Annotated in this window: 11 protein-coding genes; 9 read left to right on the forward strand and 2 right to left on the reverse strand. The window is 63.3% G+C overall.

The annotated features are described in order from the left end of the window. Positions 1-109 precede the first annotated feature (109 nt). On the reverse strand, positions 110-805 hold the full coding sequence (locus ASD01_RS10425) for a response regulator transcription factor (RefSeq protein ID WP_060643912.1): 696 nt from the start codon (positions 803-805) through the stop codon (positions 110-112). Beyond that, positions 802-2250, reverse strand: coding sequence for a sensor histidine kinase (locus ASD01_RS10430; protein WP_060519064.1), 1449 nt, complete (start codon positions 2248-2250; stop codon positions 802-804). Before ASD01_RS10430 ends, ASD01_RS10425 begins: the two co-directional genes overlap by 4 nt. A gap of 572 nt (positions 2251-2822) precedes the next feature. Between ASD01_RS10430 and ASD01_RS37220 the strand changes: the two genes are divergently transcribed. The 9 genes from ASD01_RS37220 (at position 2823) to ASD01_RS10480 (ending at position 19840) form a co-directional block, all read left to right on the forward strand. Then, positions 2823-9554: an autotransporter outer membrane beta-barrel domain-containing protein gene (locus tag ASD01_RS37220; RefSeq protein ID WP_318267667.1), complete on the forward strand. Its 6732-nt coding sequence runs from the start codon at positions 2823-2825 to the stop codon at positions 9552-9554. Positions 9555-10597: 1043 nt separating this feature from the next. Beyond that, complete coding sequence (locus tag ASD01_RS10440; protein ID WP_060519066.1) at positions 10598-10972, forward strand: hypothetical protein; 375 nt, start codon at positions 10598-10600, stop codon at positions 10970-10972. Positions 10973-11120: 148 nt separating this feature from the next. After that, entirely contained in the window at positions 11121-12638 is a 1518-nt protein-coding gene (locus ASD01_RS10445; protein WP_234824543.1) for a phage tail sheath family protein, read from the forward strand. 17 nt (positions 12639-12655) lie between these two features. After that, positions 12656-13183, forward strand: coding sequence for a phage tail protein (locus ASD01_RS10450; RefSeq protein ID WP_060519070.1), 528 nt, complete (start codon positions 12656-12658; stop codon positions 13181-13183). Positions 13184-13224: 41 nt separating this feature from the next. Next, on the forward strand, positions 13225-13905 hold the full coding sequence (locus ASD01_RS10455) for a hypothetical protein (RefSeq protein WP_143034295.1): 681 nt from the start codon (positions 13225-13227) through the stop codon (positions 13903-13905). Positions 13906-14752: 847 nt separating this feature from the next. Beyond that, complete coding sequence (locus tag ASD01_RS10465) at positions 14753-16018, forward strand: DUF4255 domain-containing protein (RefSeq protein ID WP_060519074.1); 1266 nt, start codon at positions 14753-14755, stop codon at positions 16016-16018. Further along, complete coding sequence (locus tag ASD01_RS10470; protein WP_060643913.1) at positions 16015-17895, forward strand: ATP-binding protein; 1881 nt, start codon at positions 16015-16017, stop codon at positions 17893-17895. The genes ASD01_RS10465 and ASD01_RS10470 overlap by 4 nt, the downstream gene beginning before the upstream one ends. Next, positions 17892-18161 (forward strand): hypothetical protein, encoded by a 270-nt coding sequence (locus ASD01_RS10475; RefSeq protein WP_060643914.1) that lies wholly within the window; start codon positions 17892-17894, stop codon positions 18159-18161. Before ASD01_RS10470 ends, ASD01_RS10475 begins: the two co-directional genes overlap by 4 nt. Then, positions 18161-19840: an eCIS core domain-containing protein gene (locus tag ASD01_RS10480; protein WP_082584606.1), complete on the forward strand. Its 1680-nt coding sequence runs from the start codon at positions 18161-18163 to the stop codon at positions 19838-19840. Before ASD01_RS10475 ends, ASD01_RS10480 begins: the two co-directional genes overlap by 1 nt. Positions 19841-19886 lie beyond the last annotated feature (46 nt).

Raw genomic sequence — 19886 nt, forward strand, 5'->3', positions numbered from 1 at the left:
GTGACGCAACCGAAGCTGGCTATTGGCGCAAAGCGGACATGTCTCACAACATCTTAGCGTCGCGGATCTGTTGGCCCACCAGTCGCTTCGTTCGTGCGAACCAAATCCCCTATTCTACGGCCGAAGGTGCGGTGAACGTATAACCCACGCCATAAACCACCTTGATCGGTACAGTGAGGTCGGTCTGCTCGCCGATTTTACGCCGAAGGCGACTGACGACGGCATCCAGGTGCCGGTTGTCGAAGTTGGTCCTAGGTCGGGCAATTGTCTCCGCCAGCTTTTCCCGCTCGCATATGCCGCCGCCATGTTTGCAGAGCGCGCTTACGAGCGCGAATTCGGTCGCCGTCAGCTTGAGTGAGCGCTGGTTCGGCGCAGTGAGCGTCCAGTGTCGGCTGTCCAGCACCCACTTGTCTCCAGTGCTATCAGCCAAATCGACGTGCTCGCCCGTTCGTCGCAACAGGCTGCGGATCGCGGCTTCGATTTCCCGCAGCGTACTGTGTTTGACGAGATAGATGTCAGCGCCGCTTTCGAAGCCCCGGATGCGGTCGTCGCTGTCGCCAAGAGCTGTGAGCATGATAATGCCGCAGCGATGTTTCTCGCGGACTTCTCGCGCGAGGTCGAATCCGTTGCCATCGGGCAACCCGACATCGAGAATGATGACGTCTGGCGGCTCATGATCATCCAGTACTCGACGGAGCGCTTCTGCAGTCGCAATTCCTTCGGCGGTGAAACCGCAAAGCGCCAGGAAGTCGACCAGATCCTTGCGCAGCCGCTGTTCGTCCTCGACGATCAAAACATGCGTCAATTCATCTTCTCCTTTAGCTGCGTTGGCTCCGCCGCCTCCCTCAGCAAGGGCACGCGTGCCACGGCAGTCGTCCCCCCTCCTTCATTGGAGAAAAGATCCAGCGTGCCACCATGATAGGCCAGAAGCTTGCGCGACGAGTACAGCCCGAGCCCCGTTCCACTTCCGGCCTTGGTGTTGGAGGCACGGAAGAACCGGCGTCCGATCTTGTGAACCTCCGCTTCGGGTATGCCGATACCGCGATCACGGACCTGGATAATGATGGACCCGACATCGGATCGGCCATCAATGTGAATAGGCTGATCGTCGGGAGAATATTTGAGTGCGTTGTCAATGAGATTGATAACGACGGTTGCCAGCATGTCTGGATCGGCAATCGTAGAGACTGCTTCACCCTGCGTCCTGAAACGCAAGCGTTCACCGCGACCGGTCATGTCGAAATGTAATTGCACGTCGGCAATGAGAGATGCGATCTGCATCCGCTCCGGCCGAAAGCGATTGTCACCGTCATTTGTCATGAACCGCTCGATCAGGGAGAATAGACGATCGAGCGCCTCGCCAATGCCGGCAAGCCGTTCCTTCGTTGCGTCTTTGGATTTGTCACCTATGAGGCCGATCATGTCGACCGCATTGCGAATGACTGCAAGAGGCGTGCGAAACTCGTGACTGACAATGCGCATGAAGTCAGCCTGTTCTTCACGAAGGGCGCGTTCGGCCTCAAGACTGGCATTCAGTTGGAGTTCGAGCCTTCTGCGTTCCAGCACTTCGCGCGATAAGGCTTCGTTTTTCTCACGCAGGGCTGCCGAAAGTCGCGAGTTGACCATAAACAGCAGGCAAGCAAACAGGGCAATCAGGAACAGACTTCCCTGCAGAAGGTACCAGGCGTTGCGGTTGTTAAGGATCGCGATGTCCTGGTGTGCCGCCGGAAACCAGAATTCGATCGCGCTATGAACCACGCTGGCTGCCATGTATTCACCCAGCACCGCCATCGTAATCCAGCGCAGAAGCCGGGGCTGCGTCCGATCGCGCAAGAGGGCCACACACATCAATGACATCATCAATACCGTAAAGGCGGTCGATGTGTGGACGCGGATTGCAAGATCGCCCGGATCGAGCGTCACCGCGATACTCCAGGCTGCGACCTGAAGGACAAGCAGCGAGACGCCGACCCAGGTGTAGCGGGGCTGCCCTAAAAAGCGCGCCAGGCCCTCGGCGAGCAACACGAGGCCAAGCTTGATGATCGTATTGTGTAGCACGATCGACCACGCAGCTGGCTGATCGCCTCTCAAGATCATCAGGAACAGCCCGATGGCGATCGCAGTGTATCCGGCCGCCAGAAACTTCAATTCATAGAGATGGCGCCAAGCAAGCCAGACAAAGATCCACGCGACCGCCTGTAAACTGGCGGTTGCCAGATCGACGACGAGCACTGTCTTGAGGTCCAGCATCCCTCAGCATTTGCACAGGGCGGCGGTTCGCGCAAGTCTAGGTCGTCAGGCGGCGAGTTGAGGGACAAAGAAAGGACAGTAAGTTCAGCCGGTCTTTGGCAGAATCTGTAATAAATTTGAAGATTTGACCTAAATTGGAGAGGGGCGTCTTCCACCGGCAATCTCGGATGGGCTCGTTCGCCTTCATGCATGTTTTGGTCAGAATTGAATAGTTTTGTTCTGTAGATTCCTCGACCCCATTTGCCTTACCGTCACTTCACAGTGACCTTGCATTTGTTTGATTGGGGGAGAGCCCTTCGCGCGCAGATTGCGTATGCGCCGAAGTCGGCCGCGCTTGCTCCAATTTTGAAGGGGCTCGCCGTATGAAACATGCCGAACGCACGGGAAAGATCTTGCGAGCATTTCGACTTCGGTCGAACGCTGCCTCGTCCCTCACGCAGGGGGAGTTGCCATTCTCTCAAACATGCAGTCGTGAAGTTGCTCCTTTCCGGCCTAAATTGATCAACCGACCGCGGGGCAATGATGGTTGCCCGGCCGGCGTTCGGAACGTTTACGTCCCGCATGTGCTCATCATGTTGGCTTTGGGGCTCGGTGGAGCTGGTATGGCAGGCGAAGCGTCTGCAGGCTGCAATGGCGATCCAAACCAGACAATCGGCCAGGTCGACTATGGATATACGTGGTCAGCCTGTTGGGGCGACAGCGGTGTCGATCATGACGATGAAAAGGACGGAGACGCCGGAGCAAACATAACGATCAACACAAGTGCGTCGTATACCGCTGGCGCAAGTCTCCCCTACGTCGTGCCGTCGGGCTCAGCCGGCGGTGTCATCATGACATACACGATGGGCGGCGGCGGTGTCGACGAGGGACGCGCGGGTGCCGGCGGGACCGTGACGATCACTAATTTCGGCGCCATTACCCTGTCTGCGTCTACGGATCCGGGCACCATCGGGAGTTTGATTTCGGCAACGAGTTTCGGCGGCTCCGGGGACGAGGACAATGACAATTACAAATCGAACGGTGGTGCCGGCGGTGCCGGAGGCGCGGTAACGATTACCAACTATGGAATGCTGGCCGTGGAATCGCTGAAGTCGACCACGGCCAGAGGCATGGCCGGGATCTTTGCGGTGAGCAAGGGAGGCAGTGGCGGTGAACAAAACAGCGGCGCGACCGGCGACCAGGTGGGCGGCAACGGTGGCAACGGTGGCACGGTCAGCATCGCCAACACAGGGCAGGTAAATCTCGGCAGCCCGACCAGTTCGCTGAGTGGCCTCGACTATGCGTGGGGCCTGGCTGCCGAATCCACCGGCCAGCAGGGCGGTCACGACAACGGTGCGGGCGGTGCGGGCGGCTTCGTCGATATCGCGAACGGTTCCTCCGGAAACGCAAGCGCCGGGGCGATCAGCGTTTACGCAAACGACACCGACAGCGTGCGCGGCATCCATGGGCTGAGCCAGGGCAGCGACGGCACGGCATCGCGAGACAGCTCCGATAAAGGCGGTGTGGGTGGAGGCGGCTCGGTCGTAAATGTCGACACCTACGCAGATATGACGATCGTCGCCACGGGCCAGGTGACCGAGCTTTCGGGCGGCGTCGTCGCCGTCACTCGGGGTGGCGATGGTGGCGACGGTTGGAGCTCGAACGTCGCGGGTGCCGGCGGCGAGGGTGGCAGGCCAGACAGTGGGCTGGCCGCGACGACCGTGACGGTCCATTCGGGCATCATTTCGACGCAGGGCGACGACCTTGGCGGTGTGATCGCATTGAGCCAGGGTGGCCGTGGCGGCGACGGCCAGGACGGAGAGAAGGACAGCTCCGGCGGTCTCGGCGGGAACGGCGGTCAGATCCAGTTGAACCTGTCCGGCGGCAGCGTTTCGACAGATGGCAGCAACGCCTTTGGCCTGTTGGGCCAGAGCATAGGCGGTCAGGGTGGCAATGGCGGCGACGAAACGGCTGTTGTCGGCACGAGTGGTGGGGGCGGCTATGGCGGTAACGCCGGCAGCGTGGGTGCCTTTACGAACGGCGCATCCAGGATCACGACGACGGGTGACTACTCGACCGCCATCACCCTGCATTCCATCGGAGGCGGTGGTGGCACTGGCGGCGACTTCACTGACGTGCTCGGCGGGGGAGCGGGCAATGGTGGCAATGGCGGCAGTGGCAACACGGCTATCGTCAACAACAATGCAGCAATCACGACGGCGGGCGGACATTCCTACGGTATCCTGGTCCAGTCGATCGGCGGCAGCGGCGGCACAGGCGGCATTGCCGCCGGGCTCACGCTCGAGCTGGGTGGCGATGGTGGCAGTGGTGGGTCGGCGGAGACGGCCAGCGTCCTGAATGCCGGTACGATCACCACATCTGGCTATTCGGCGCACGGCATCATCGCCCAGTCGATCAGCGGCGGCGGCGGCGCTGCCGGTATGGCGGGTGGAATTCTGTCGATCGGCGGTTCCGGCGGCTCCGGTAACTTTGGCGGCAATGCGCAGGTTCAGAATTCAGGTGTCATCAGTACCGGCGGGGATGCCGCCATCGGCATCCTGGCGCAATCGATCGGCGGCGGTGGCGGTTCGGGTGCCGGCGCGTCGGGCATCGCGACCGTTGGGGGTTCAGGTAGCGCCGGCGGTGACGGCAGCGAGGCTGGCATATTTTTGCCCGGCGGCTCGGTCACCACACGGGGTGAGATGGCGCATGCGATCATGGCACAGTCGATCGGTGGCGGTGGCGGCAACGGCGGCAACGTGATCGACCTGTCGGTTGGTCTCCCCGCATTGGGTGTCGGCGGCAGTGCCTCGGGCGGCGGCGCCGGCGGCAAAGTTTGCGTCACCAACCAATATTCCGATGACGGTTGTTCCGCAGAGACTGGTGCGCACGAGGCGGTTGATGTCGCCACTGCCGGCTCAGGCGCGGTCGGCGTGCTCGCACAGTCGATTGGTGGCGGCGGAGGCAACGGCGGAAATGCCACGGGTGGCGATGCCGGGCTTGGTAGTTTCCAGATTGGCGGGGGCGGTGGGGGCGGTGGCTATGCCAGCATCACCAGTGTCGACTTCCAGGGCTTGACCCTTACCACTCAAGGTTCGCACGCCGCCGGCATCGTTGCGCAATCGGTCGGGGGTGGTGGCGGCACCGGCGGCTCCGCAAGCTCCTACTCCGCAGGTCTCGGCTTTACGGCGTCGGTGGCTGTCGGTGGTACCGGGGGTTCAGGCGGCGCCGGTGGCGACGTCTCCCTCGACCTGACCGATAGCATCATTAGCACCGGCCAACACGGCGGCGATGTGACTGATGCCATCGGCGTCCTCGCACAGTCGATTAGCGGCGGTGGCGGTAGCGGTGGTTCCTCGGTTGCCGATGCGCTCACCGTGGCAGTGCCGACCGGCGAGGATGTCTCCTTGGCGATGAGTGTCTCAACGGCCGTCGGCGGTAGCGGCGGCTCAACCCACTCTGCGGGCGACGTCTCCGTGAGCTTGGACGGCAGCACGGCGGTCTCTACGAAAGGCGCTTCGTCGCATGGCGTGATGGCACAATCGATCGGCGGCGGCGGCGGGAATGGAGGCAGCGGGTCGTCGATGGCAGCGACCGCCGGTACCGTGGATACCGTCAGTGCCGACATCGGTGTTTCGGTCGGGGGCTCCGGCGGCGGCGGCGGCAATGGTGGTGCTGCCAAAGTCTCACTGAAGGATAGTGCCTCAGTGACGACGGCAGACGACTATGCCAATGCGATCGTGGCGCAATCGATCGGCGGGGGTGGCGGCAATGGCGGTGTCGGCAGCGTCAACAGCAAGCAGATTGGCGGCGGCTTCAACCTGACTGCCAATGTCGGGGTTGGCGGCTCGGGCAGCGGTGGCGCAAGCGGCGGGGTGACGACTGTCGATCTTGACGCAGGCACAGCCCTAAAGACCAGCGGCACGGGTGCACGCGGTGTGCTCGCCCAGTCGATCGGCGGCGGCGGTGGTACTTCGCAAGGCGTCAGCGTCGGGCTGTCGGCCAGCGCCAGCCTGCCCGGAGGCGAGGAGCCCGAAGGCAGTAGCGGCGACTTTTCCGCATCGGTTGGGGTTTCGGTTGGCCGGACCGGCGGCAGTGGCGGTTCGGCCGGGACGGTCAACGTCACCACATCGGGCAATATTGCTACCTTCGGCGCAGATGCGGACGGCGTGCTCGCGCAGTCGATCGGCGGCGGCGGCGGGCTTGGCGGCTCCGTGGGGCAGGCGAGCTCCGGTGATGCCGAGCCGCTCGATGACCAGGGCGCCAGTGATTGCCTGAGCGACGACGGTGACGGTAAGTCCGGCTACTGCTTCGATGTCAATGTCGGTGCCACGATCGATGACGGCGGTACCGGTGGCACGGCCGCCAACGGCAACACTGTCACGTTGACACATGCCGGCCGCATCAACACCACGGGTGATTGGGCCGACGGCATCGTCGCCCAATCGATTGGCGGCGGCGGCGGTGCCGGTGGTAGCTCTACCGCGTCTGGCAGCCAGGCAACGGCCAACATAACCGTTGGCGTCGGCGGCCGTGGCGGTGCGGGGGGAAATGGCGGCGAGGTCGACATCACCTTCGACGACAATCACGGCAACAGCATCAACACCTCCGGATACAGTGCCTATGGCGTGCTCCTACAGTCGATCGGCGGTGGCGGTGGCCAGGGCGGTGACGGTTCGGATCATGCGGCGGGCAAGATCACCGTCGGCGGCGGTTTCGGCGGCTCTGGCGGCTCAGGTGGGTCGGGGGGCCTGGTTGAGGCGCAGGGTTGGATCAATCTGTCGACCAGCGGCGACGATGCGCACGGTATCGTCGCGCAGTCTATCGGTGGCGGCGGTGGCGTCGGTGGCGCTGGAAGCCGTACGGCTTCCGAGGACGAAAACAGCCATGCGATCGACCTCGTGGTCGGCGGCAGCGGAGGGGTTGGCGGTCGTGGCGGCGAGGTCGACCTTGCCATCGGTACCGCGCTCAACACCTATGGAGACCGGGCGTTCGGCCTCGTCGCACAATCAATCGGCGGCGGCGGCGGCATAGGCGGCGCCGGCGAAGCCGACAGCATAGCCTCGCTTGTGGTTGGCGGATCGGGCGGCAGCGACACGGATGGCGGCGCTGTCACGGTCGATCTGACGAGCGAGAGCACGGTTCACACGCGTGGCATCGGCGCGCACGGCATTGTTGCCCAATCGATTGGCGGTGGCGGCGGCATTGGCGGAACGGCTTCGGGCGCGCCGCTCTCCTTCAAAGGTGACAGCCCTGCCAGCTTTGGTGATGGCGACGATGTTTCCGTCAATATCGACGGCGGCATCCTCGCCGATGGCGACTATTCCTTCGGTGTTCTCGCGCAATCAATCGGCGGTGGCGGCGGTTTCGGCGGCAACGCGACCAGTGCTTTCATCGGGTCGAACGGTAACCTCTCTTCGGCCGGAAAAAGCGGCGATGTGACGGTCACCCTCAATGCCGGCAACGAAATCCGAGCGACCGGCAAAGACTCGATCGGCATACTTGCGCAAAGCGACGGAGGCACTGCCAACAACGGTACGGTCAATGTGACGGTGGATGGTTCCATTACGGGCGGATCCGGTGACAATGGTGCCGGTGTCTGGGTCGCGGGCGGGCAGAACAATAGCGTGAACGTCAATTCCGGAGGCATGATCTCGGCTGCTTCCGGTGTCGCCGTCCAATATAGCGCCGGACTGAACCCGCTCTCAGACGGCACGCTGATGGTGGTGAACAACGCCGGTATCATCGACGGCAGCGTCAAGGGGGCCATCACCGTCGACGCCAAAATATCGAAGACGGCCCGTGTCGGAAGCGGCATGGCGGTCTCAGTCGTCAATGAGACAGGTGGCCTGCTGACGGGTGCAAAGGTTTACGAGGCTGACGTGTTCAATCATGGCCGGCTGGCAGTCGGCGGTTCTGAGGCTATCGACGCCACGAAAATCACCGGCAACTTTGCCCAGCTTATGGACGGCGTTCTGGCAATCAACGCCGATTTCGCTGGCTCGCGCATCGATCGACTGACGGTCGAGGGCGACGCCAGCCTCGCCGGCAAGTTCACGGTGAGTGCCGAAAGTGTCTTGCCCGGTATCACTTTGTCTTTTCTCACTGCGGGTGGCACCTTGGATCACTCGCTAAGCGGGCAGTCGGCAATCTACGACTACGTGCTGACCCGGACTGGAAACGAGCTGTCAGTTGCGACGGGTTCGGCCCATTTCGGCGAGCCTGGCTTTGCGCTGAACGCGGACCAGGACAACGTCGCCGACCACCTGCAGGAGATCTGGGACGCCGGCGGCGGTTCCTTCGGCAGACTGTTTGGCACACTGGGCTCGCTTGCTGATGGCGATTCTGGTGCATACGGGTCCGCCCTGTCCGATATATCGCCCGGCGTCGCAGGAGCGGCCGCGGCCGGCAGCATCGCCACGACGCGGCAACATCTCGACCTTTTGCTGAGTTGCCCGATGTTTGCTGCGGACACCTCGTTCCTGACTGAGACGGAGTGCGCGTGGAGCCAGGCAGGTGCACAGAAGCTTGACCAGAAGGCCAGCGGCGGCGTCTCGGGTTTCGACAGCACGACCTATGCGCTGCAGGCCGGCGCCCAGGTCGAGGTGTTGCCCGACTGGTTTGTCGGCTTTGCCGGGGGCTACGACCGCAGTGCCATTCGCGGTGACGACGGCCGCGTCAACGCCGACGGCGACGTCCTTTATGCCGGTGCCTCACTGAAGCATGAAATTGGTCCTTGGCTTCTTTCGGGCGCTGTTTCCGGCAGCTATGGCTGGTACGACAACGTGCGTACGATCCGGATTCCGGGCTTTGCCGGACAGGCGGAGGGCGAACCGGAGGTTTACAATGTCAGCACCCGGTTGCGCGCTGCTTACACCTTTGCGCAGGATGCCTACTATGTGCGGCCGCTGGTCGACCTTGACCTGATCTATTCGCACGCCCGTAGCTACCGAGAGTCAGGTGCCGGCCCGCTCGATCTCCTGATCAACGACACCCGCCAGTGGAGCTTCACCACCACCCCGGCAATTGAGATTGGCACGCGCGTGGATCTGAGCGAAACAACGGTTATGCGGGCCTACGCGGCCGCAGGAGTGAGCTTCAGCAGCGCTGACAGCTGGGATACGTCAGCCCGGCTGGCCAATGCACCAGCTGGGGTCGGCGCTTTCGAAAGCACGGTGCCACTGGCCGATGTGGCAGGTCGACTAAGCGCGGGCGTCGACATCGCTAACGCCGACGGCTTCAGTTTGCGCGTCGGCTACCAGGGCTCGTTTTCCGACACCTATTCCAGCCATGGCGGCACACTGCGGATTGCCTACAAGTTCTGAGGGGATCAAAGATGTTAAGACAGGGCATGTCGTCGTGGGTGGGTCCAACCTGTCCCAAAAAGCGTTCCCGGGCAATCCAACCGGCAAATCCAGTCAACGAGGGCGCGAACGAGGTGGTGGCGCGCTTGCTTGACCCAAGAACAATGTACAGAGAACCGGTTTAGCGTACCGGCGTGCGCACAACGAAAATGAGCCTCCGCAGGGGGGCGGAGGCTCACGTGCGCATATATTGTCAATAACAAGTTTTATAAATATCAAGCAGTTACACGGAAATATGAACCGTAAACGCAGCGGCGGCTGTGTCGAAATAGGGTGGCGGTGTGTGCAAATGCAGGTGCAGTTTGCCAATCGGGAAACCGCATAGCAACTCGCCCAAATGGACATTTTGCGTAATACATTGGGCTTAGCCAATGACGCGACGCGAGCGCTAGAAAAATCGCGTAACGTTTCGTCGGGAACGTTGCGGCGTTGCTCTGCCACCTGATGGTTGCGATCTGGCTGTGAGGCTTCAGCACTCATAATATGTACACTGAAACGACCAAATCATTGGGGAAATGCGAAGCAGAAACGCATGTAGTGCCTCTCCCGACGGTCGCGACCTAGTCTCGCAACAAACAACGCAAATCACCAACGTCGTGCAATTGTTTTTGAACTTACGCCAGCCGCGTCTCACAGCCTGTGCGGGAAGCCCCAACTTATACATATTATCCCGTATATTCTATTGGGATTTATACTTGGTTTATTTTAATGTGGAATGGTGTTCGATTGGAAGCGGCAGTGTAGAGATTAGAATTATCTCCGTTGACATTTTCTGTGTTCTGTATCTTTATAATTATCTTCTTGCATTCTGATAAGTATATCTCAAGCGTGACGTTGCTACGTTCGACGCTGCGAATGTTTTTGGGCTTCCCTAAGCACTATCCGGCGAGCTGGGCCTTAAAGCAGCAGATCTCGTTAAAGCGTCCGTGTTTGCTGGCGCAATTTAAAATTGTGATACTGAATTCTCCGACTGATCGCGCAACGCTTTCTCCGAGGTGCCTTTCATGTCAGAAACAATCACGTGGTCCCTAACCGCAGGTGGCAAGTCAGGCTCTGCCATCCAGACCAAGGGCGCATCGACGGGCGATGGTATCGTTTCCGTCTCTGTTGATCTCGACGCCGGAAGTGCAGAGCGCGATCTGGCCCTGCAGGTCGACAAGGTCGACAACGTCGCCTTTCTCGCGATCTCTTCCGATCTTCTCGACGGTTCGGTGACCGTCAAGGCAGACGGGGCCAATGCTTCCGCGCTGAGTGGTCCGATCCTCTTGTTCGGAGAGGCGGTCAAGCTCTTTGCGGGCGATCTGACCACCCTGACAGTTCACAACACATCGGCGGATAAAGCCGCCAAGGTGACGGTTCTGATCGGCCTGACGGTCTGATCTGACTTTCAATCCGGTTTCGACGGCCCGCAAGGGCCGTCCGATGCATCGTTCGCTTTTGCATTCACGATCCGTTTGAGAACAGGAGCCGCGCATGCCCATCTCTCCAACCTATCCCGGCGTCTACATTCAGGAGCTCGACTCGGGCGTGCGAACCGTCGCCGGTGTGCCGACCTCGATTGCCGCTTTCGTCGGACGCACGAAAAAGGGGGGTGTCGGGGAACCGACGCCCTGCTTCAACATGGGCGAGTTCAATCGCCGCTTCGGTGGGCTTTGGAGCGACAGCAATGTCTCCTACGCCGTCGACGATTTCTTCGCCAACGGCGGCGGGCAATGCCTGATCGTACGGCTGTTCGAGCAGGACGGCGGCGACGGCTATGCAGGCTTGACTGTGGGCACCCTGATCCTGCGGGCCAAGAGCCCTGGTGCCTGGGGTAATTCGCTCTCAGGGAAAATCTCGCACCCCGACGTCGCCGATCCCGAGGGCGCGGCCGCAGCTGCCAAGAAGTACGGACTGACAGTCAACGACATCTTCGATCTGGAGATCGTCGACACTGCCACTGACACCCGGGAGGTATTGCGTACCCTGTCGATGAGAAGCGATGCGGGCCAGCGCCGGTTCGACCGGATCCTCGCGGCCCAGAGCAACCTCGTTGAAGCGCCGCCGGCCCCGACCTTTTCCAATAGCCGGCCCGCGGATGCCGCCACAGGTACTGCTACCGGAGGCGACGACGGAACGACGCTGGCCGATGCGACCTACCAAGGTGATCCGGCGCTGAAAACCGGCATGCAGGCGCTGCGCAAGGCGGACATCTTCAACCTGCTCTGCATCCCACCCGACACCCGCGAGGCCACCCTGCCCAAGGCCGTCAGGGAAACGGCCGCTGCACTTTGCGCTGAAAGGCGCGCGCTTTACATTGTCGATCCGCCGAACGAATGGGACGCCAACCCCGACACCGCGGCGACGACGGCGAAGAATGCCCAGCTCGACGCCACGGACCAGGTGCTTCCACTCACCAATGCCCGCAACGCCGCGCTCTATTTTCCGCGGCTTCTCAAACGTGATCCGTTGCGCGGCGGTCAAATCGATGCCTTCGCGCCCTGTGGGGCGGTGGCGGGCGTGATCGCCCGCACCGACGTCAATCGTGGGGTCTTCAAGGCGCCGGCCGGCCTGGCCGCAACGCTGTCCAATACCCAGGGGTTGACCGTGAAGCTGACCGATCAGGAAAACGGCCTGCTCAACCCGATCGGCGTCAATTGTCTGAGGTCGTTCCAGAACATCGGCCGCGTCGTCTGGGGCGCTCGCACGCTGGCGGGCTCGGACGTGCTGTCGGACGACTACAAGTACGTGTCGGTCCGGCGCCTCGCGCTCTTCATCGAAGAGAGCCTGTTCCGCGGCACACAATGGGTTGTGTTCGAAGGTAATGACGAACCGCTCTGGGCACAGATCCGTCTCTCGGTGGGATCGTTCATGCAGCGGCTGTTCCGGCAGGGCGCGTTCCAGGGGGCGAGCCCCAAGGAGGCCTATTTCGTCAAGTGCGACGCATCGACGACCACGCAGGACGACATCAATCGCGGCATCGTCAACATCGTCGTCGGCTTCGCGCCGCTGCAGCCGGCCGAATTCGTCATCATTTCGATCCAGCAGATCCGCAGCGCGTCCTAAAGGGAGGGCGGACAAACATGCCACAGTTCACCACGAATGCCGACCGTTTCGACCCCTATAAAACGTACAAGTTCCGTCTGCGCTTGCCGGACGGGGACTACGTTGCAGGCGTCAGCAAGTGTTCAGCGCTCAAGCGCTCGACGGAGGTGGTCAAGCACCGCGAAGGTGGCGACCCCTCGACCAGCCGCAAGTCGCCTGGCCAGACCGAATATGAGGCAATCACGCTGGAGCGCGGGGTTACCCATTCCAAGCAGTTCGAGCAATGGGCTAATAAGGTGTGGAACTATGGGGCGGGCCTCGGGGCGGAGGTGTCGCTCAAGGATTTCCGCAAGGACCTGATACTCGAAATCTACAACGAGGCCGGTCAGATTGTTTTGGCCTACAAGCTCTATCGTTGCTGGCCCTCCGAGTTTTCGGCCTTCTCCGACATGGACGCTTCGGCTAGCGCCATCGCGATCCAGACGCTGAAGCTGGAGAACGAGGGATGGGAGCGGGACGAAGACGTGGCTGAGCCTGAAGAGCCCAGCTTCGAAGTTCCGGCCTGATCATGACCCTGGGAGCTCCCTCACGGCTGGACGCCTCCGCGGTGATTGAGCTGGCCGACCGCGCGAGCGTGCTGTCGCCGGCTCAATGGTCGGTCGCGCTGCTGCAACGGGCCTATCCCGAGGCCGCGTGCGGGACCCTCTTGGCCCTGCCTATGGGGGCGCGCGACCGTTTGGTTCTGGCGATCCGGGCACGACTGAGGTCGGGCCCGCTCCGGGCGGAACCGGTTTGCGAAGCGTGCGGTAAGATCTACGAGCTCACGCTCGAACCCGCCAGCCTCGGGCTGGCGGGGGAGGCGCTTTGGCCAGAACCTGGTTTTCAAAAGGTGATGATCGGTGGCTGCGAGGCGGTCGTGCGCCCGGTGACCGTCGGCGACATTCTTGAGATCGAGACCATCGCCGAACCTGAAACGGCTGCGCGGATGCTGGCGGCACGGGTCCAGGAAACAGCAATGGATCTGCCGCTCGATGGCCTTGCCGAGGCTCTGGAGGCGATCGATCCGGGCGCCGATGTGTGGTTGGAGACCGGCTGCCCGGAGTGCGGCGCCAGGCAATCCGTGGCTTTCGATTCGGTGCATTTCGTCGCTCATGAGCTGCAACAGATTTCGCGGCAGATCCTGCATGACGTCGTGCACATCGCTCGGGTCTTCCACTGGTCCGAGGCCGAGATCCTCGCTTTGCCGGAGCATCGGCGGGCCTTTTATGTGGCCGAGGCACTGGCATGAGCGCGTTCCTGAGCAACCTTGCCGCGCGCGCGCGCGGCACGCTGCCCCGACTGGCGCCGCGCCGGCCCGGCCCCTTCGAAACGCTGGGCGAAAGGTCCGAACCCTCCGACAGCGATAGGCCGGTGCCGTCCATGTCTTCCGAGGCTCCGTCGCGCACCCCGCGCACCAGAGAGGCCGCCCCTCCGGCGGCCGCCCCCGTCGCGGGTCCGACCATATCCGCAGCAGCTACGACGGTCCTGAGGTCGACACACGCTGCAGCGCCGATCACGTCAGCCACGTCGGCACCGGCTGCACCGTCGCGCCGCATGATGCCATTGGCGCCCGCCGCAGGCGTTGCTCCGGCTGCTCTTGCTTCGAGGCCGGCGGTCACGCCACCGGTGGCAACGTCGTCGCAAGCCGTTTTGGCCGTTGAAACCCCTCCGGTCGCGCACGCTCCCGTTTCGTTGCCCATCGCGCCGTCCGCTCCGGCGCCGGTGATCGCTAACGGCACACTTGCAGACGCTCTTGGGGACATGTCCGGCGAAACGGCCCGGGCGGATCCCGAACCGGCGGCGTCCCCTGTCGCTGCCGATGGTCGGCCGGTATCGCGATCATCGATTGTCCCGGTCCCGAGGGCCGCCCCGCCATTGCTTGCGCGCGAGGATACCGCGCCGAATTGGGCAGCGCAGGTCCCGCGAGGCAGGAACGCTGACCGAGCTGTGGAGCCGCAACAGCCGCCCCAGGTCGAGATCCGCATCGGCACCATCGAAGTGGTGATGGATCCGCCGCGAGGCGGACAACCAGCCCCGGCAAGGGCGGAGGCTCGGGGGATCAGCCTGGATGACTTTCTCGACGGGAGAGGTGGGCGATGAGCAACCCGCTGGCCATATCCACCGTCAGCGCAGCCTTTCTCCGGCGCATCCTGTCGGCGGCCAACGCCGCGGTGCCAAATGCCAAGGTGCGGTTGGGGGCGCCCACGGCCAAGCTTGCCGAGGATGCAGCGCCGCTCGTCAATCTTCATCTCTACCGGGTCGAGCCCAATGCCGCCCATGCCAATGACCATCTGCCGACGCGTGGTGCCACCGGCCAGATGCGCGGCCCCAGCAAGCTGGCGCTGAACCTGCACTATGTAATGAGCTTCTACGGCAATCACGACGCGTTCGAGCCCGATCTGATGCTGGGCGAGGTGATGCTGGCTCTGGAGCATGAGCCGCTGCTGAGCAAGACCACGATCCACAACGCCATCGAAGACAACGACGAGCTGGAAGATAGCGATCTGGAGGCGGCGTTGGCGCGGCTGCGCGTGACGCGCCAACTGATGACGATCGATGATTTCTCGAAGATCTGGTCAATCTTCTATCAGGTCCCCTATGCGCTGTCGCTCTCCTACGAGGTTAGCCATGTGGTGATCGAGACGTCCGCCACGCCACCGGTTCCTACCCCGGTGGCGCATCCCGGGCTTTGGGTCTCGCCGGTTTCAACGCTCCGGCTCGACGCAGCGGGCAGGGCGCCCGGCAGTATCATCCCGCCGGTCTGGGGCGGTATCCTCCACGTGGCGGGCAGGGGCCTGGCCAAGCCGGGGCTCGAGCTGGAAGTCGATGGTGGCGGTCTTGCCATGAGCGGGGTTCGGCAGTCGGAGGCGGCGCTTGCAGTGACGCTCGATGCCCCCACCTTCGGCGGCGTCGAGTTGGCCGTCGGCGTCCACAAACTGCAGGCGATTGCACCCAGGACCAGCGCTGACCAGCCGGATCACGTGCGCGCCCGCTCCAACGCATTGGCCTTTGCACTCAGCCCGGCGATCGTCGTCGGTACGATCACCGCGCCGGCGGGTGGAACGACGGCGACAGGTACGGTCGATATCGGCTTCACCCCTTCGATCCGGTCGGATCAGGCGGTCCGGTTGCTTCTCGATGTCCGCAACCCGGCAGCGCCGGCGCAGGTGATCCTGGCCGGGCGTATCCCTGTGGAGGGTGGAGCGAACGCCGCCTCGCTCACCTTTTCCTTTGTCAGCTTGCCGCGCGGCGATTATCTGGTGAGGGCCGATGTCGACGGGCTCCTCAGCCCGGTCACGCTCGACAGCACCGCGGGCAGCTCCACCTATGGCCAGATCATCGGCCCGGAGCTTTCGCTGTGAGCCGCGCCGAACATATCGCGTCCCTGGCCGACGCCTTCCCGGTCGTGCGCGCCTGGCTCGAACACGGCCCGGTCGCCGAAACCAAGCCGCCGCGCACCGCTGCCTGCGAGCTGGCCGAAATCTTCCGACTGGATGCGTTCGGTCGCAACATCCTGCTCTTGTGCGCCTATGTCGCCTTGGAACCGGACGGGCGTGACATCGTCGCCCGGTTGCTTGACGATCCTTTGACCTCTGCCCCCACGCTGTCGCTGGCACTGACGCGTCTGCCGGGCGCACACTGGAAGGGACTGTCGGCCGAGGCGCCACTGCGCCGGGCAGGGCTGGTCCGGATCGAGGGCAGCGGCTCGCTGGTCGATGCGCGCCTGCGCCTTGCGGACACGGTGCTGCTGCGCCTTGTCGGTGCGCCCTCGCTGGACGCCGGGGCCTCCGCCCTGCTGCGCCGCATTCCGCGACCGTTGTCATTGGCACCCAACCGCGCCACGCTCGCCCGGGAAATCGGTTCCCGCCTGTCTCTACCGGACACACCGGTGCTGCACCTGACCGGCGGCGATCCCGAGGGCAAGCTTTGCGCTTTTGCCGAAGCCTCAGCCGGGATCAACGCCATCACCTATGCGCTGAACTCGCAGCTTCTGCCCCAGACAGCCGTCGAACTGGTGGACTTCGCCGCTGGGCTCACCCGGGATATGATGCTGTGTGCCGGGCGGTTGGTGCTGATGCATGACGACATGGGCGAGACACGGACCGCCCAGCTCTTTGCCGAAACCTATGGCGGGCCGCTCGCCATCGCCTCGGTCGAACCGATGCGGGTCGGTCACCGGTTGGCGCTCCGCCTGGAGATGCCGCGCCTGAAGGCGTCCGAGCAGCTTGCCGTGTGGCACAGCGTTCTCAGTGATGACGATACCGATCTTATCCCGGCCCTGCCGCGCCTTGCCGCCACCTTCTGCGTGGCTCCCGAAGTTGCGCGTGCTGTCGCTGCAGAAATGTCGCTGGAGAGCAATCGCGATCCGAAGCATCTGGCGACCTGCGCCTGGGAGGCCTGCCGCCGCACCGCGCGGCCCCGCATGGACGACCTGGCGCATCGCGTGGCCTCGCCCGCGACGTGGGACGACCTGATCCTGGCGCCGCGACAGAAGGATGTGCTCGAAAGCATCATTGCCCAGGTGCGCAACCGCACGCAGGTCTACGAGGAGTGGGGCTTCGGCGTGCGGCTCCAGCACAAGGGGCTCGGGGTCTCGGCGTTATTTTCAGGCCCGTCGGGCGCGGGCAAGTCGATGGCCGGCGAAGTCATCGGCAATGCGCTCGACCTTGATGTCTACCGCGTCGACCTTTCCGCGATGGTCTCGAAATGGGTCGGCGAGACCGAGAAGAACCTGCGCCGGGTCTTCGATGCGGCCGAGGATGGCGGCGTGATCCTGCAATTCGACGAGGCCGATGCGCTCTTCGGCCGCCGCTCCGAAGTTAAGGACAGCCATGACCGCCACGCCAATATCGAGGTGAGCTACCTGCTCCAGCGGCTCGAGGCCTATCGCGGGCTTTGCATCCTGACCACCAATATGCGCGACAATATCGACGACGCGTTCCTGCGTCGCCTGCGCTTCATCGTCGATTTCCGCTTTCCCAATCTGGCCGAACGCCGGGCGATCTGGATGCGGATCTTTCCTGACGCACAACCTCGCGAGCAACTGGATTACGACAAGCTGGCACAGCTCAACCTGGCCGGCGGATCGATCCGCAACATCGCGTTGGGCGCGGCCTTCCTCGCGGCCGACCGCGGTTGCGCAGTGTCGATGGCCGAGATCCTGCAGGCGGCGCAACTCGAATACGACAAGGTTGGCCGGCCGATGACCGACGCTGAACGCGCGGGGTGGCTGCAATGACTGTCGGGCCACGGATCGTTCTCAATATCGACCGGCTTCGCGTTCATGGCGTGCACGCAAGCGACGCTGCCGCGTTGGCGAAGGGGCTGAGGACGGCGCTTGCCGCGCAGCTTGCCGCCAATGGCGGCGCGCTGGCCGGGCAGGGTGGCGCCGATCATTTGCGTTTGAGCCTGCCACCGGCTGCAGGGCGCGGCCCTAACGCGCTCGGACGCCTTGCCGGTCAGCGGATCGCCGGGGCGCTCACCCGCCCGAAAGGAGGTGGCTGATGTCCCTGCGCGCTGCTCTGCGTGCCCGACGTTCGATGCCCCGTTCCGCACGCAACCGCGGTGGCTCGGGCGTGTGTGAACCTAAGATGCGGCTGCCCGGATCGCTCAGCGCGGTGCCCGGCGTACTTCAGCGTAAGCCGGTGGTCGGTCCGGCGAACGACGCCTATGAGCGCGAGGCCGATCAGGTTGCCGGTACCGTCGCAAAGGGCAGTGCTGCACGGGCTGTCACGCCCATGACGGCCGCTTCGGTGCAGCGGCAAGGCGGCGGGTCCGGGGGCAACACTCGGGGCAACACTGGGGGCGGGCCATCCGGCGCTGCCACGGCGGCCAAAGCGGTTTCTGCGGGCGGCCGCATGCTCAGTGTCGCTGAAGCCGGCTTCTTCGTACCGCGTTTCCGGCGGGACCTTTCGCATGTGCGCGTCCATGAAGGGCCGCAGGTTGATCAGGCCGCGGCCATGATCGGGGCGCGCGCCTATACGCTTGGAAACGATATTGCGCTGGCCAAGGGCGAGTACATCCCCGGAACCACCGAGGGCCGACGCCTGATGGCGCACGAGTTGACGCATAGCCTGCAACAGACCGCTGGCGAGCAAACCATCCGCCGCGCGCCGGACGGCGAACGCAAGGCCGCCGACTTCAAGAAAGTCACGATGGTCTTCAACGGTGAGGAACTGATCGTTTACGGCGACGGCGAGGAAATCATGCGCTACGACGGCGATTCCGGTCGCCCGATCAAGATTACTGAAGAGGATGCCAAGGCCTGCGGCGCAGATGTCGATGTCGACACCTATCTGAACGACAAACGTTTCACCGGCATCAAGGACAAGGGGCCGATCCCGGAGGGCACCTATAGTTTTTCGCCACCGGGTATCAGCCAATTTTCAACCGGGGAGCAGCTGGACCTTTTGGTCGGCGGCATCGTCGGCAAGAAAAACGTCACGGTCCAGGGGCAGAGCATTCATGCCGGCGACTGGGGGGCGGGACGGGTGCACCTCAATCCTGTCGCGGTCAGGGAGGGGCCGTGTGGCAATGCCGGAAGGCGAAGCGCGTTCTTCCTGCACGGCGGGCTACTGCGCGGCAGCTCAGGCTGCATCGATATCCAAACCAGCTTCGACGAACTGGCTGCCTTTCTCGACGGCTACAAAAATCCGGTCACGCTCAAGGTCGCGTATACCGATCCGGCGACCAGGGTCGGGTTCTGGACTGGGCTCGGCGGCGCGCTTGCCTATCAGGGCTTCCATTTCACCAGTCAGGGAACCGGCTTTTTAGGCGCCGAGGTGGCGGGTGACAGGACAAGTTTCGTCGCCTCGCTGCAATACAATGCGCTGCTGGACTGGGCCGGCGGTGCCCTGACCGCCGGCGTTCATGTCGATGTGCCGGTCGACGATCGGGACGCCTTTATCCGCGCCGGATTGCGCGGCGGTGCGGAGTATCGTGTCTACCGGTCCCTCTACGGGCGGATCTTCGGAGGCGGTTACTATGATGCCGCGCGCGGCGATCTTCCGGCCGGGTTCGGCCTCCAGGCCGGCGGCGGCCTCGGCTATAATTTCGGACCGGTGCAAATGGAGGTGCTCTACAATTTCCTGGCGCCTCTGGGCGACGAGGATGCCGCCACTTCAGGCCGACCGGAGCGCCAAAGGGCGCACCAGGTCCTCACAGGGATCGGCTTCGAATGGTAGGGCGGGGCGACATAGCGCGACCTGCGCCGGCGATCACCTGCAGCAC

The organism is Ensifer sp. Root423 (assembly GCF_001426275.1).
Taxonomy (GTDB): Bacteria; Pseudomonadota; Alphaproteobacteria; order Rhizobiales; family Rhizobiaceae; genus Ensifer; species Ensifer adhaerens.